This window comes from Serratia sp. GW822-FHT06D09 (assembly GCF_058799515.1).
In genome coordinates, this window is the sequence record NZ_JBXALO010000003.1 from 683,328 (window position 1) to 696,910 (window position 13,583).

General features: G+C 55.9%; 14 protein-coding genes and 1 other RNA gene. 7 read left to right on the top strand and 8 right to left on the bottom strand.

The window, feature by feature from the left end; all coding sequences use genetic code 11:
• Positions 1 to 236 precede the first annotated feature (236 nt).
• Both msrB and AC1RKG_RS10970 read left to right on the top strand, forming a co-directional pair.
• Positions 237 to 650: a peptide-methionine (R)-S-oxide reductase MsrB gene (msrB, locus tag AC1RKG_RS10965; protein WP_020827211.1), complete on the top strand. Its 414-nt coding sequence runs from the start codon at positions 237 to 239 to the stop codon at positions 648 to 650.
• A gap of 65 nt (positions 651 to 715) precedes the next feature.
• The gene (locus AC1RKG_RS10970; protein ID WP_020827210.1) at positions 716 to 988 is read left to right on the top strand and encodes a YeaC family protein; all 273 of its coding nucleotides are present in this window, start codon (positions 716 to 718) and stop codon (positions 986 to 988) included.
• A 38-nt stretch (positions 989 to 1,026) separates the two neighbouring features.
• Here the strand turns inward: AC1RKG_RS10970 and chiD are convergent, their stop codons facing one another.
• From chiD to sppA, 4 genes are all read right to left on the bottom strand, one after another.
• Positions 1,027 to 2,307 (bottom strand): chitinase ChiD, encoded by a 1,281-nt coding sequence (chiD, locus tag AC1RKG_RS10975; protein ID WP_201896319.1) that lies wholly within the window; start codon positions 2,305 to 2,307, stop codon positions 1,027 to 1,029.
• Positions 2,308 to 2,538: 231 nt separating this feature from the next.
• A complete protein-coding gene (pncA, locus tag AC1RKG_RS10980; RefSeq protein WP_122079527.1) occupies positions 2,539 to 3,171 on the bottom strand; it encodes a bifunctional nicotinamidase/pyrazinamidase in 633 nt (210 codons plus the stop codon).
• A 24-nt stretch (positions 3,172 to 3,195) separates the two neighbouring features.
• Positions 3,196 to 4,212, bottom strand: a complete 1,017-nt coding sequence (ansA, locus tag AC1RKG_RS10985) for an asparaginase (RefSeq protein ID WP_493182999.1) — start codon at positions 4,210 to 4,212, stop codon at positions 3,196 to 3,198.
• 93 nt (positions 4,213 to 4,305) lie between these two features.
• Positions 4,306 to 6,162 carry a signal peptide peptidase SppA gene (sppA, locus tag AC1RKG_RS10990; protein ID WP_020827206.1) on the bottom strand — a complete coding sequence of 619 codons (1,857 nt, stop codon included), beginning with the start codon at positions 6,160 to 6,162 and terminating at the stop codon, positions 4,306 to 4,308.
• A 160-nt stretch (positions 6,163 to 6,322) separates the two neighbouring features.
• Here sppA and AC1RKG_RS10995 point away from each other — a divergent pair, with 160 nt between their 5' ends.
• From AC1RKG_RS10995 to AC1RKG_RS11015, 5 genes are all read left to right on the top strand, one after another.
• The gene (locus tag AC1RKG_RS10995) at positions 6,323 to 6,874 is read left to right on the top strand and encodes an NAD(P)H nitroreductase (RefSeq protein ID WP_020827205.1); all 552 of its coding nucleotides are present in this window, start codon (positions 6,323 to 6,325) and stop codon (positions 6,872 to 6,874) included.
• 160 nt (positions 6,875 to 7,034) lie between these two features.
• Positions 7,035 to 8,078 (top strand): selenide, water dikinase SelD, encoded by a 1,044-nt coding sequence (gene selD, locus AC1RKG_RS11000; protein ID WP_493183001.1) that lies wholly within the window; start codon positions 7,035 to 7,037, stop codon positions 8,076 to 8,078.
• On the top strand, positions 8,078 to 9,196 hold the full coding sequence (gene mnmH, locus AC1RKG_RS11005) for a tRNA 2-selenouridine(34) synthase MnmH (protein WP_493183003.1): 1,119 nt from the start codon (positions 8,078 to 8,080) through the stop codon (positions 9,194 to 9,196). The genes selD and mnmH overlap by 1 nt, the downstream gene beginning before the upstream one ends.
• Complete coding sequence (locus AC1RKG_RS11010; RefSeq protein ID WP_493183005.1) at positions 9,196 to 11,121, top strand: DNA topoisomerase III; 1,926 nt, start codon at positions 9,196 to 9,198, stop codon at positions 11,119 to 11,121. The genes mnmH and AC1RKG_RS11010 overlap by 1 nt, the downstream gene beginning before the upstream one ends.
• Positions 11,118 to 11,411: a DUF1496 domain-containing protein gene (locus tag AC1RKG_RS11015; protein ID WP_020827201.1), complete on the top strand. Its 294-nt coding sequence runs from the start codon at positions 11,118 to 11,120 to the stop codon at positions 11,409 to 11,411. The genes AC1RKG_RS11010 and AC1RKG_RS11015 overlap by 4 nt, the downstream gene beginning before the upstream one ends.
• Positions 11,412 to 11,429: 18 nt before the next feature.
• On the opposite strand, the gene AC1RKG_RS11020 is transcribed toward AC1RKG_RS11015, so the two are convergent.
• From AC1RKG_RS11020 to AC1RKG_RS11035, 4 genes are all read right to left on the bottom strand, one after another.
• Complete coding sequence (locus AC1RKG_RS11020; RefSeq protein WP_130015427.1) at positions 11,430 to 11,831, bottom strand: pyrimidine (deoxy)nucleoside triphosphate diphosphatase; 402 nt, start codon at positions 11,829 to 11,831, stop codon at positions 11,430 to 11,432.
• Positions 11,832 to 11,876: 45 nt separating this feature from the next.
• Positions 11,877 to 12,683, bottom strand: a complete 807-nt coding sequence (gene xthA, locus AC1RKG_RS11025) for an exodeoxyribonuclease III (RefSeq protein ID WP_020827199.1) — start codon at positions 12,681 to 12,683, stop codon at positions 11,877 to 11,879.
• A 102-nt stretch (positions 12,684 to 12,785) separates the two neighbouring features.
• The gene (locus tag AC1RKG_RS11030; RefSeq protein ID WP_020827198.1) at positions 12,786 to 13,358 is read right to left on the bottom strand and encodes an LOG family protein; all 573 of its coding nucleotides are present in this window, start codon (positions 13,356 to 13,358) and stop codon (positions 12,786 to 12,788) included.
• A 151-nt stretch (positions 13,359 to 13,509) separates the two neighbouring features.
• Positions 13,510 to 13,583: non-coding RNA, RtT sRNA (locus AC1RKG_RS11035), on the bottom strand; the annotation flags it as partial.

The window sequence follows — 13,583 nt, forward strand, 5'->3', positions numbered from 1 at the left end:
CCTGGTTTGAGCGCTTATTGCACGTTCCGTTTGCGTTCGGCCTCATCCGTAATATGGGGTCAAACCGCCAAGTATAAAGTCAGTCCATATAAGATATGTGATCGGTATCACATATTGCCGCGACGTGACCTTTATGGGCTACAGTTTAGGCCAAAAAGCGCTGCAGTGTTGTTAATTTTTTGTTATTATTACTCATTGTTTTCGTTGACATTATCCACATTCAGAGAAACGCACAAATGGCTAAAGAGACAACCCCTGACCATCCGGCCACGGAACTGAATGAAATCCAACGTTATGTGACTCAGGAACGTGGTACCGAGGCGCCGTATTCCGGCAAATTGCTGCACAACAAACGCGAGGGCGTGTACCATTGCCTGTGCTGCAACCACCCGCTGTTCTACTCAGACAGCAAGTACGACTCCGGCTGTGGTTGGCCGAGCTTCTATCAGCCGGTATCTGACGATGCGATTCGTTATCTTGATGATAATTCACATAATATGCATCGCGTTGAGATCCGCTGTGGTCACTGTGACGCGCATTTGGGCCACGTATTCCCCGACGGCCCGCAGCCGACCGGCGAGCGTTTTTGCGTTAACTCGGCGTCGCTCAGTTTTACCGACGGTGAGAACGGTGAGAAAACGGCTGGCTAGAGCTAGTACGTTGTTAGAAAAATCGATTCAGCTAATTATTCTTGCACGAGTAAGGAAAAGCCCTGATGGATGTGAAAGACCTGATTGCCGCCATGACGCCGGAAATCTATCAACGGCTGGTATTGGCCGTTGAGCTGGGCAAGTGGCCGGATGGCGTAGCCCTGACTCCGGAACAGAAAGAAAACAGCCTGCAGGCGGTCATGCTGTGGCAGTCGTTGCACAATGCCGATCCGCAACACATGAGTATCGGCACCGACGGCCAGATTGTGATGAAGAGCAAGCAAGAGCTGAAACAGCAGTTTATCGCTGAACCCTTGGCTAAGCTGAAACCGCAGTAAATCGAATAACGGGGCGATAGTGACATCGCCCCGTGGGTTTAGCCTTTCCCGCCGTTGATCCCCAGCGATTCCGCCAGTTGATGCGCGAGCCGGTTATTGTCGTCTGCGCCATATTCCCAGAACATCGCGCCCCCTAATCCCTTACTTTTGATGTAATCAGCCTTCAGCTCAACCGAGCGTGGGTTCTCGTACGAAATGGCGAATAAAGGTTTGCCCTCGGCGGATTTCATCGTCAGATAGGGAACCTGGGCATCGCTGTCCCAATGGGCGCTGAAGCGCCGCTGTGGATCGTTTAACAGCTTGCTGACGATATCGTTATATTTGAAGTAGCTGTCTTTGGTCAGGTCCAACCCCAGTGATTTGAAGACGGCGGTTTCGCGCGCGGTGAAATAGGGTTGGGTGACAGGGTTTTTCTCTGCGTCGGCTTTGTCCCAGTCGATGCCGGGCTCAGTGGCGCGTTTGGGTACCCGACCATAAAAACCGATGCCCAGATTTAACTGCGCCGGTTTAAGTCCAGCGGCCAAATAGTTATCCACGACAAAATTGGCGCTGTAGCGATCGGCCGCCGCGACGGTCGGCCACTGTTTGGAATCATACAGATTGGAGTTGAAATACTGAGTGCCGTACGCCATGTCGTAGGTCATCAGGTTGATGTAATCGAGGTAGGGCGCAATACCTTTGACGTCCACCCATTCCTGCGGACTTTTGACGTTGGCACCCACGGCGATGGTCAGCAATTTATTTTTATTCAGGGCGCTATGCAGTTCTTTCAGCAGCACTGTGAAGTTGGCCCGGTCCGCCGGTTGGCTTTCGACCAGCCCCCAGGCGCCGTTAACCGGGTACTCCCAGTCGAGATCGATGCCGTCCAGTTGGTACTGCTTGATGACGTCCAGCACCGAACGGATAAATACGCTCCGGCTCTCTGGCGTTGCCGCCGCACCAGAAAAACCGCGAGCACCCCAACCGCCGACGGACAGCAGCACTTTCAACTCCGGATTCTGTTTACGCAATACCGGCAGCAGCTTCAGATCGGCCATCACTTTAGGTGACAGATAAATCTGGTGCAGGCGAGCCGGGTCTTTTAGCGCCGGATTGGATTCGTCTTTCTCATCGTTGTAGATCAGGCCGAAGGAGTAATTGAGGTGGGTGATTTGCGTGACGTCCAGCTTGTTGATGTCACCGCCTGGACCGGCGGTAACGTCACCCCCGCCGTTGAAATAACCGACGGAGAGGTAAGAGGCGGCATGCGCCATGCCGGCACCAGCCATACCAAACTGCACCGCCACCAGCAAAGGCAGCAGTTTACGGGTGAAAACCATGTTATCTCCTTTGGTCGGCAAGGCCGACCCGAAACCGCCTCAGGCGGTAACATAAAGCCGGGCTCAATGGGCCCCGGATGCGTATAACTGATTGATGCCAGAGCATCAGCGGTCATAACAGCAAAAGTGCTGCACGCGAACAAGATGTCATCACAGGAGAATGGTCGGAATGTGAGCGATGTCGAGATTTGTCGGTGGGGGAATGGGCGGGTGCCATCAGCACCCGACGCATTATCGTTCGATGAATTGTGACAGGGTAACGAGTTTTGCACCAGCCTGCTGCATGGCCTGAAGGGCTTCCTGACTGTCACCAGCTTGCAAATTAACGCCGCGACAGCCGTCGGTAATTACCGAGGTCTGGTACCCCAGCGCGAGAGCATCCAGGACGCTGAATTTGACGCAGTAGTCGGTTGCCAGCCCCATCACGGCCAAATGGCTCACGTCATGAGCTTTCAACCAGCGGTCCAACTCGGTGCGTGAGCGATGCCCGTTGTCGAAGAAGGCGCTGTAGCTGTCGATATCCGTATTTTGACCTTTACGGAATACGGCGACGATATCCCGTTGGTTTAATTGCGGATGAAGCTCGGCACCTGGGCTTTCCTGTACGCAGTGCACCGGCCACCACACCTGCGGCAACCCCTCCAGTTCACCCAGCGTACCCACCTGTGCGTTGGCGTTTACCGCAAAGCTACGGTGATTGGCAGGATGCCAGTCCTGGCTGGCGACTACAGGTTCGCCCCGCGCGTTGCAGGCCTCTATTGCCCGATTGGCTACGGCGATCACGGCATCGCCGTCTGTCACCGCCAGTGCGCCGCCGGGGCAAAAATCGTTTTGCAAATCGATTAGCAGCAGGGCTGTTTTCATCGCGACTCCGTCTTGGGGTTAGGGTTAACCACTGATGCTTAGTTCACCGCGCAAGTCTTGCTGCATCTGGCTGCGGATTTGCTCCGGCGTCAGCGGTTGGCTCAGCAAATAATGCAGCTTGGTCAAGGCGGCTTCCACCGTCATGTCGAAACCGCTGATGACCCCCGCATGGGCCAGCGCGTTACCGGTGGCGTAGCCTTCCATATTCACCCGACCGGAGATGCACTGGGTCAGGTTCACGACCACAATGCCGCGTTCGGAAGCGTCGCGCAATTCATCAACCAGCTCCGCTTTTTGCGGTGCGTTGCCCACGCCGTAAGAGCGCAGGATCAAGGCTTTCACCGGTTGCAGCAAAAAGTTGCGGACTACCGCGCCGGAGATCCCTGGATAAATCGTCACCACGCCGATCGGCTGCGGGGTAATGTCATGCACTTTCAGATCACCGTTGCAGACCGGGCTGTCGATACCGTTCTGGCGACGGATATGGATCCCTGCTTCCAGCAGTGGCGGCAGGTTAGGCGAGGCAAAGGCGTCGAATCCGTCAGCGTGCGCCTTGGTGGTACGGTTGCCGCGGAACAGTTTGTTGTTGAAGAACAGACTGACTTCATTCACCGGATGGTTGGCGGCCAGGTACAGCGCGTTCAGCAGGTTGGTTTGACCGTCGGAACGCAGTTCAGCCAGAGGAATTTGCGAACCGGTGACGATCACCGGCTTGGCCAGGTTTTCCAGCATGAACGACAGGGCCGAAGCAGTGAAGGCCATGGTGTCGGTACCGTGCAGGATCACGAAGCCATCATAGAGGTGGTAATTCTTTTTGATGTCGTCGGCGATATGCTGCCAGTCTTCCGGCGTCATATCGGAGGAATCGATCAGCGGCGCATATTCATGAATGGTGAAGTCCGGCATCTCCGGCCGGTGAAACTCAGGCATCAAGGCCAGTTGGCGCTGCAGGTGACCGGACACCGGGATGTAGCCGTGATCGGAGCGTTGCATGCCGATGGTACCGCCGGTATAAGCGACGTAAATCGATTTCTTTTGCATGGTCATTGTTTTAACAGAAATATGATGGGCTGAATTATAGGGGGATAAGCGCAGAAAAAAAGCCCGGCGGGTGCCGGGCTGAGGATTAATTTGTTAGCGGACTTCTCCGCAGGTCAAACAGATGGCATAGCGGTTTTGCGGATCGTTCAGGTTGTTGAACAAACCCGGCTGTTCTTTTACCGCCATGGCTACCGACGCCAGCGGCGCAGGCAGCATTGACTGAATGGCTGCCGGCAGCATGGCGTGAATAGACACGCCAAACTGGCTGAGTACCATGTCGGTCAGGCTTGGCGTATCGACAAACCAGTTAAGCTGCCATTGTTTCAACTGCGCCAGTTCGGCCGCTTTTTTCACCGCGTCGTCAAAATCGCCCAACTGATCGACCAGACCGTTGGTTTTGGCATCGCTGCCCAACCACACGTGCCCCTGAGCAATTTGGTCAACCTGCTGCGGCGTCATTTTGCGGGCCTTGGCGACCAGATCGATAAAGTTTTGATAACCTTTCTCGATGTTCAACTGCATCATCTGCGAGAACTCTGGTGGCAGCGCCTTGGTCACCGCCAGATCCGCCAGCGGCGAGGTGGCCACACCGTCGGTATGCACGCCAATGCTGTCCAGCGTCTGCTCATAGGTGTTGATCACCCCGAAGATGCCGATAGAGCCGGTGAGGGTGCTCGGGCTGGCGATGATGTAGTCCGCCGGCGTAGAGACCCAATAACCGCCCGATGCCGCCATACCGCCCATGGAAACCACCACTGGTTTTCCGGCGGCGCGTACTGCGGCCAGTTCGGAGCGGATCACTTCAGAAGCGCTGACGCTGCCCCCTGGGCTGTTAACCCGGAAGATAACCGCTTTGATCGCCGGATCCAGTCGTGCCTGACGCAGTTCCGCGGCGGTGGTGTCACCCCCAACGGTGCCTGGCGTCTGCGGGCCGTCCATGATCGCGCCGTTGGCGAAGATCACGGCAATTTTGCCTCCCTGATCTGGCGCCGCTTTTGGCTGATAGTCATAGATGCTGGTGGCGTTGAAATCGTTCGCCTGCTTGTCCCAACCGAAAGTCTTGATCAGTTGGTTCTCAATGACGGTGCGGGAAGCCAGCTCGTCAACCAGTTTATTGTCCAGCGCGTACTTGGCGGTATCGCCACCGGCGGCCTGCAAGCCGGTCAACACGCCCGCCGCACCGGGGAACAGTTGCTGCGCGGTGATCTGACGGTTGGCGGCTACCGTATCCAGGTAGTTCTGCCACAGCCCGCCAATCCAGCGGCTGTCGGCCTCACGGGCGGCTGGTGACATATCGTCACGGATCAGCGGTTCTACCGCAGATTTATAGGTGCCCACGCGGAAGATATTGGTGGTGACCTTGAGTTTCTCCAACAGGGATTTGTAGTAAAGATTGTTGGTGGCGAAACCGTGCAGATCGACGGCGCCCTGTGGCGACAGATAAACCTTGTTGGCGTAGCTGGCCAGATAGTATTGCGTCTGGTTATAGCTGTCGCCAATGGCGAAAATCGGTTTCCCGCTGTCGCGGAATTCCCGCAGCGCCTTGCCGATGTATTGCAGCGAAGGTTGATCGGCGCCGGCAAAATCATTTAACTGCAATACCATACCGGTAATGTTTTTGTCGTCCTTGGCTTTGCGGATGCTGTCAACCACGTCAAACAGGGAGTTTTCCTGCAGACGGTTACTGGACGCACCCAGCAGTTCACGGCCCCATTGGCGCACTTTGTTGTTCATCGAGGGTTGGTCAACGACCACGCCGCTCAAGTCCACCAGTAACGCACCGCGAGTAGGCACGGCAGGGGTGGTTGCGCTCTGGAATGAAAGATAGATGCCAACCCCAACCAGGATCAGCAACACCAGGAACAGATTAAGGATCAGTTCCCTGATAAAGTTCAGCAGACGCCATGTCCACCTGAAAACGCCGGCAATGATTTGCCACAATGTGCGCATGTGCTCTCCAGCAAGAGTCGAGAATGTTCCGCTATCCTAATGAGCGGCCGAGGAAATGTCAGCTTTAAATCGTGTGTCACAGAGGGTATTACCGACGCTGTCACTCGCCGTTTAGCTATGTTAACGTGATCGTAATGAAAATTGTTATCAGGAGTTTACGATGGATGCACTGGATCTTTTACTGAACCGCCGTTCGGCCTCACGCCTCGCCGAGCCTGCGCCCACTAATGAGGCTCGTCAAAATATCATCAACGCGGGCCTGCGGGCACCTGACCACGGCGCATTGCAGCCATGGCGTTTCGTGATGATTGAAAACCAGGGCCTGGAGCGCTTCAGCCAATTGTTACAAGCTGCTGCAAAGCAGGACGAAATGGACGAAGCGGCTATTGAGAAGGCGACAAAAGCGCCGTTCCGTGCACCGCTGATCATCACCGTGGTGGCGCATTGCACCGAAGAAACCAAGGTGCCGCGCTGGGAGCAGGTAGTTTCTGCCGGTTGTGCGGTGCAGGCGATGCAGATGGCCGCGCTGGCGCAAGGCTTCAACGGCATCTGGCGTACCGGGGCCTGGACCGAACATCCTCTGGTTCGCGAAGCCTTTGGCTGCCGTGAGCAGGACGAAATTGTTGGCTTCCTGTATTTGGGGACTCCTCAGTTGAAAGCCGCAACCAAAGTTGTCGCACCGGACAGCACGCCATTCGTCAGCTACTTCTAATAAACTCCGGCGCAGGGTTGCCGCAAAAATGCGTTAAATCCCGCCATTCTGTGTTGTTTCTGAGCAGGCTGTTCGGTTATCGACAGCCCGCTCTTACCATTCCCCTCGGCAAGCGCTACCCTATGATATCTTGAATGCCGTTAACCGAAGGGAGTGGTATATGACATCGCCAGCGATCCGTTTAACCCAGTACAGCCATGGCGCAGGCTGCGGTTGTAAAATCTCACCGAAAGTTCTCGAAACTATTCTGCACAGCGAGCGGGAGAAGTTTGTCGATCCGCGTTTGCTGGTGGGCAATGAAACCCGTGACGATGCTGCGGTGTATGACATCGGTAACGGCGTTGGCATTATCAGCACTACCGATTTCTTTATGCCTATCGTTGATAACCCGTTCGACTTCGGCCGCATCGCGGCAACCAATGCCATCAGCGACGTTTATGCCATGGGCGGTAAACCGATCATGGCGATTGCCATTCTGGGTTGGCCGATAGCCAAGCTGCCGCCGGAAGTCGCGCAACAGGTGATCGACGGTGGGCGCTATGCCTGCCAACAGGCGGGGATCGCGTTAGCCGGCGGCCATTCTATCGATGCGCCTGAGCCTATTTTTGGCCTGGCGGTTACCGGCATCGTCAGCACCGAGCGGGTGAAGAAAAACAGCGCGGCCCAGGCCGGAGCGCGGTTATTCCTGACCAAACCTCTGGGCATTGGCGTGCTGACCACCGCCGAGAAGAAAAGTAAGCTGCGGCCTGAACATGAAGGTCTGGCGACCGAGGTCATGTGCCAACTGAACAAACCGGGCGCGGATTTTGCCGATGTCGAAGGCGTAACGGCGATGACTGACGTGACCGGTTTCGGTCTGCTGGGCCACCTGAGTGAGGTTTGCCAGGGGTCAGGATTACAGGCGACGGTCTGGTTTGAGCAAGTGCCAAAACTGCCGGACATCGAGCGCTATATTGGCGAAGGCTGCGTGCCGGGCGGCACCGGGCGCAACTTTGAAAGTTACGGCCATCTGGTGGGTGAAATGACCAGCCTGCAGCGGCAATTGTTATGCGATCCGCAAACCTCCGGTGGCTTGCTGCTGGCTGTGTTGCCGGAAGCGGAACAGCAGGTTCAGGCGATTGCCGAACGTCACGGCATTCAGCTACAGGCCATCGGTGAACTGCATACGGCCGTTGCGGGTAAGCCGCTGATCGAGGTTGTGTAGTGTCTACTACGCTGGAGCGGGTAGATACCCAGGATTATCGACGTATTTTTTTGCAGGACATCCCGCTGATTGACGTGCGCGCGCCGGTTGAGTTTCAGCAGGGCGCTTTTGCCAATGCGGTAAACCTGCCGTTGATGAACGACGATGAACGGCAGGCTGTTGGCACCTGTTACAAACAGCAGGGTCAGCAGGCGGCGATTGCCCTGGGCCACAGCCTGGTTAACGGCCGATTGCGCGAGCAGCGCACGGCGGCGTGGCTGGCGCAATGCGCGCAATGGCCAGAAGGTTACCTATACTGTTTTCGCGGCGGTTTGCGTTCGCAACTGGTACAGCAATGGCTACGTGAGGCTGGAGTGACTTATCCGCGCATTATTGGCGGCTACAAGGCGCTGCGTCAGTTCTTGCTGACCACGTTGGAACAAAGTGCCGAACTGCCGATGGTGCTGATCGGCGGCAATACCGGCAGTGGCAAAACGGTGTTGGTCAATGAGCTGGCCGAAGGTATCGATCTGGAGGGCGCGGCCCGGCATCGCGGTTCATCTTTTGGCCGAACGCTGGTGGCACAAAGCGGCCAGATTGATTTTGAGAATCGTCTGGCTGTGTTATTGCTGAAAAAACAGCATGGTGGCTGCCGCCGCTGGGTGTTGGAGGATGAAGGGCGCATTATCGGCAGCAACAATCTGCCGTTACCCATCTTCAACCGCATGCAGCAAGCGCCGGTGGCCGTTATCGACGATCCGTTCGAGGTGCGTCTGGCACGGCTGCAGCATGAATATATCGATCGCATGCGCCTGGAGTTTGAACAGGCTCTGGGGGCGGAGCCGGGTTGGCAAAAATACGATGAGTATCTGCACCATGGGCTGTTCGCCATTCGCCGTCGTTTGGGTCTGGAGCGTTTTCAGCAGCTGACGAAGAGCCTGGAATCGGCGTTACAGCGCCACTATGCCAGCGGTAATAGTGACGCGCATCAGGAGTGGCTGGTGCCGTTGTTGCAGCACTACTATGATCCGATGTATCACTATCAATTGGAAAAGAAATCCCAGCGGATCGTATTCCGCGGGAATTATGCTGAAGTAAGAGAATTCCTGATGACGTACAGCCAGAATAACGGTGAATAATGCGACTGTTTATTGCCGAGAAACCGAGTTTGGCGCGCGCCATTGCCGACGTACTTCCCAAACCGCATCGCCGCGGCGACGGATTTATCGCCTGCGGTAACAATGATGTGGTGACCTGGTGTGTGGGCCACTTATTAGAGCAGGCGCAGCCTGATGCCTACGACAGCCGCTATGCGCGCTGGTCGCTGGCGGACTTGCCAATCATCCCAGAGAAGTGGCAGTTGCAGCCGCGCCCGTCGGTGAGCAAGCAGCTTAATGCAATCAAAAAACTGTTGCATGAAGCCGATGAGGTGGTGCATGCAGGTGACCCGGATCGCGAAGGCCAACTGCTGGTGGACGAAGTGCTCGACTATCTGGCGCTGACGCCGGAAAAACGGCACAGCGTACGCCGTTGCCTGATCAACGATCTCAACCCGCAGGCGGTGGAACGTGCCATAGAGCGGCTGCGTGATAACCGCGATTTTATCCCTTTGTGTGTATCTGCCCTGGCGCGTTCCCGCGCTGATTGGTTGTATGGCATCAACATGACCCGTGCCTACACCATTTTGGGGCGCAATGCCGGTTATGAGGGCGTGTTGTCCGTTGGACGGGTGCAAACGCCAGTATTGGGGCTGGTGGTACGGCGGGACGAAGATATCGAAAACTTCGTGTCGAAAGACTTTTTCGAAGTGAAAGCGCACATCGTGACGCCGAAAGAGGAGCGATTCGTCGCCCTGTGGCAACCCAGCGACTCCTGCGAACCCTATCAGGATGAGGAAGGGCGTCTGCTGCATCGACCTTTGGCGGAGCACGTGCTTAAGCGCATCGAGGGCCAACCGGCGCTGGTCACCTCCTATAATGATAAACGGGAATCAGATACCGCTCCGCTGCCGTTTTCATTGTCGACCTTGCAAATCGAAGCTTCCAAACGTTTTAACTTGAGTGCCCAGCAGGTGCTGGATGTCTGTCAGCGCCTGTACGAAACCCATAAGTTAATCACTTACCCGCGTTCTGATTGCCGCTACCTTCCGGAAGAGCATTTCGCCGGGCGTCATTCGGTGTTGAACGCCATCAGTGTTCATCAACCGGATCTTTATCCGCAGCCGGTGATCGACAGCGATCGTCGTAACCGTTGCTGGGATGACAAGAAGGTGGATGCCCACCACGCTATTATTCCGACAGCCCGTGCCAGCAAAGTCAGCCTGAGTCAGGACGAACTGAACGTGTATGGGTTGGTTGCCCGACAGTACCTGATGCAGTTTTGCCCGGATGCGATGTTCCGCAAATGCGTCATTGAGCTGGATATCGCCGGAGGCAAGTTTATCGCCAAGGCACGCTTTCTGGCTGAAGCAGGGTGGCGCACGCTATTGGGCAGCAAAGAGCGCGATGAAGAAAACGAAGGCGCACCGTTACCGGTTGTGGCGAAGGATGACGAACTGCTGTGCGAACGCGGTGAAGTGGTTGAGCGTCAGACGCAGCCGCCGCGTCCGTTCACCGATGCCAGTCTGCTTTCCGCCATGACCGGTATTGCACGTTTTGTTCAGGATAAAGCGCTAAAGAAAATCCTGCGAGCGACCGATGGTTTAGGGACCGAGGCCACGCGCGCAGGCATTATTGAGTTGCTGTTCAAGCGGGCGTTTTTGTATAAGAAAGGGCGTTATATTCATTCCAGCGAAACCGGTCGGGCGTTGATCCATTCGCTGCCGGATATTGCAGCCCGTCCGGATATGACGGCGAACTGGGAGGCTACGCTGACGCAAATCAGTGAGAAATCCTGTCGCTATCAGGACTTTATGCAACCTCTGGTGGGGACTTTGCAGGAGCTGATTTATCAGGCCAAGCAGAGCCGGGCGAGTATGGCGTTTCGCGGGTTGCCGCCGCCACCTTCCTCCGGGGCAAAAAAACGCAAGAAAAGCGCCGGCAAGGCGCGGGAGAAGAGCGAATGAATTACGCCTTACTGATGCTGACCACTGGCGCACTGCTATTTTCGTCGGCAGTCATGGCCAACCGTGGCGATGTGGACGTGGTGGTGCCGGTGTCACCGGAAATTTGGGGTGCGGCGAAAAGCGCGGCGGCTCAACCTGTCGTGCAACCTTGCAGCCGCTGCTGTATTTATCAGGACCAAAACTATTCTGAAGGGGCGGTACTGAAGGTGGAAGGGGAAGTGCTGCAGTGCGTGCGCGATCCCAACGTGGTGGGAACCAATCCGCTGATCTGGATCCGTCTGAAGAAGTGACGCGGTAACGTCAGCGACTCAGGCTTCTGAAGTTAAACTGGCAATATACGCCGTCAGCAGCGGTACGTCGGCCGGAGCCAGCGGATAGTCAAACGCCTGCTCCGGCGTGATCCAAACAAAGTCGGCATGGCAGCGGTTCTGTAATTCGCCACTGAATGCCTCGACACGCCACGCATGTAACCTAATCACCCGCTCAGTTTGCTGCCACGTATTACTGGCGACGTAATTGCCGACGCTGGCCACAATCCCCAACTCTTCGTCCAGTTCACGCGCCAGGGCTTGAGGCTGACTTTCGCCCACTTCAACTTTTCCGCCGGGGAACTCCCACAGGCCGGCTTGATCGCTGTCGGCATCGCGTTGCGCCAGTAAAATTTTGCCATTCTTTTCGATAATGGCGGCGACGACATCGATAATTTTCATCTTTACCACAGAGAGAAACCCCGGCCGGGGCCGGGGTTGGGTTAATTACAGCGAGAACTCCGCCCAAACCGGCGCGTGATCCGAAGGTTTTTCCATCCCGCGGATATCATAATCGATGCCGGTGGCGATACAACGCGCGGCCAGTGGCGTGCTGGCTAACAGCAGATCAATGCGCAGGCCGCGGTTTTCATCAAAGCCGCGCGAACGGTAGTCGAACCAAGAGAACTGATCGTTGCGTTCTGGGTTGGCGTGGCGATAGGTATCCACCAGGCCCCAGTTCAGCAGGCGATCCATCCATTCACGTTCTTCCGGCAGGAAAGAGCATTTACCGGTGCGCAACCAGCGCTTGCGGTTCTCTTCACCGATACCGATATCATAATCGCTTGGGCTGATATTGACGTCGCCCATTACCAGTACCGGTGAGTCTACCGACATCTGCTGCTCAAGGTAGTTTTGCAGATCCTGATAGAAGCGCGTTTTGGCAGGAAATTTGATCGGGTGGTCACGGCTTTCACCCTGTGGGAAGTAGCCGTTGATCACCGTCAAAGTGCCCTGCGGCGTAGCCAGGTCGGCCATGATGATGCGGCGCTGTGCGTCTTCCTCATCGGTAGGGAAACCGCGACGCACGGCCAGCGGCTTTTCTTTGGTCAGCAGTGCTACGCCGTAATGGCCTTTTTGCCCGTGATAGAACACGTGATAGCCGTACTGGCTGACGTCTTCCAATGGAAACATATCATCGTGAACTTTGGTTTCTTGCAGACCGATCACGTCGGGTTGGTGCTGCTCGATAATTGCGGCCAGCTGGTGCGGACGCGCGCGCAGTCCATTGATATTAAAAGAGACAAACTTCATGAGCGGTGCCGTTTATGCGAGAAAAATGTGTTGAGATAGTAGCAGAGTTTGGCCGGAAATGTAACGCGGGCCAGCGGCAATGGCCGCCGCTGGCAAGCCGGATTATTTCGCCCAGCGGTCGTAATTTTTGGGCTGATAGTCGTCGAATTGTTGCAGCAAGGTTTGTGCGGATTCGCTGATGTGCATGGTGCCGAGGTAGTCATGGCGCATAAAGCCCTGATCGGCCACGTGCTGCAGGAAATTGTTTAGCGGGCGGTAGAAACCGTTCACGTCGAGCAGGCCCACCGGTTTGCTGTGATAGCCAATCTGGCCCCAGGTCCAGATTTCAAACAGCTCTTCCAGCGTTCCTATGCCGCCGGGCAGGGCGATAAAACCGTCTGCCAGCGCCGCCATACGCGCCTTGCGGGTATGCATGTCAGGGACCACTTCCAACTCGGTCAGGCCACGATGCGCGGTTTCTGCTTCGACCAATCGCTCAGGAATGATGCCAACGGCTTCGCCACCGGCGGCTAACACGGCATCCGCGACAATGCCCATTAGCCCTTTTTTACCGCCACCGTAGATCAAACGTCGACCCTGGGCCGCGAGAGTTTGGCCCAGTTGCCGTGCATTTTCGGCATATGCAGGGTTAACACCTTCGCTTGCTCCGCAAAAAACGCAGATATTGTTACGCATGCACTTTTTTCCTTACTGCATTAAAGAAGCCAGTGGTATAGCGAATTGTTGGCCGGAGTTCAAGTTGAGGATGTGCTGAAGGGTTAAGGGAATTGATAAATGAGATATCGGAGTGCCAAGGATTGATTTTATTCAGGGGAGCATATAGGGATGGTGGTGGGGGAAGGATTATTCGTCTCTTCGTTCCTCACCCTGCGGGCCGCGCTAAAGCGCGTTGTCTCACTG

Excerpts from the sequence above, each read along its gene's own strand:
- msrB (WP_020827211.1), top strand. The coding sequence starts at position 237 with ATGGCTAAAGAGACAACCCCTGACCATCCGGCCACGGAACTGAATGAA.
- AC1RKG_RS10970 (WP_020827210.1), top strand. The coding sequence starts at position 716 with ATGGATGTGAAAGACCTGATTGCCGCCATGACGCCGGAAATCTATCAA.
- chiD (WP_201896319.1), bottom strand. The coding sequence starts at position 2,307 with ATGGTTTTCACCCGTAAACTGCTGCCTTTGCTGGTGGCGGTGCAGTTT.
- pncA (WP_122079527.1), bottom strand. The coding sequence starts at position 3,171 with ATGAAAACAGCCCTGCTGCTAATCGATTTGCAAAACGATTTTTGCCCC.
- ansA (WP_493182999.1), bottom strand. The coding sequence starts at position 4,212 with ATGCAAAAGAAATCGATTTACGTCGCTTATACCGGCGGTACCATCGGC.
- sppA (WP_020827206.1), bottom strand. The coding sequence starts at position 6,162 with ATGCGCACATTGTGGCAAATCATTGCCGGCGTTTTCAGGTGGACATGG.
- AC1RKG_RS10995 (WP_020827205.1), top strand. The coding sequence starts at position 6,323 with ATGGATGCACTGGATCTTTTACTGAACCGCCGTTCGGCCTCACGCCTC.
- selD (WP_493183001.1), top strand. The coding sequence starts at position 7,035 with ATGACATCGCCAGCGATCCGTTTAACCCAGTACAGCCATGGCGCAGGC.
- AC1RKG_RS11010 (WP_493183005.1), top strand. The coding sequence starts at position 9,196 with ATGCGACTGTTTATTGCCGAGAAACCGAGTTTGGCGCGCGCCATTGCC.
- AC1RKG_RS11015 (WP_020827201.1), top strand. The coding sequence starts at position 11,118 with ATGAATTACGCCTTACTGATGCTGACCACTGGCGCACTGCTATTTTCG.
- AC1RKG_RS11020 (WP_130015427.1), bottom strand. The coding sequence starts at position 11,831 with ATGAAAATTATCGATGTCGTCGCCGCCATTATCGAAAAGAATGGCAAA.
- xthA (WP_020827199.1), bottom strand. The coding sequence starts at position 12,683 with ATGAAGTTTGTCTCTTTTAATATCAATGGACTGCGCGCGCGTCCGCAC.
- AC1RKG_RS11030 (WP_020827198.1), bottom strand. The coding sequence starts at position 13,358 with ATGCGTAACAATATCTGCGTTTTTTGCGGAGCAAGCGAAGGTGTTAAC.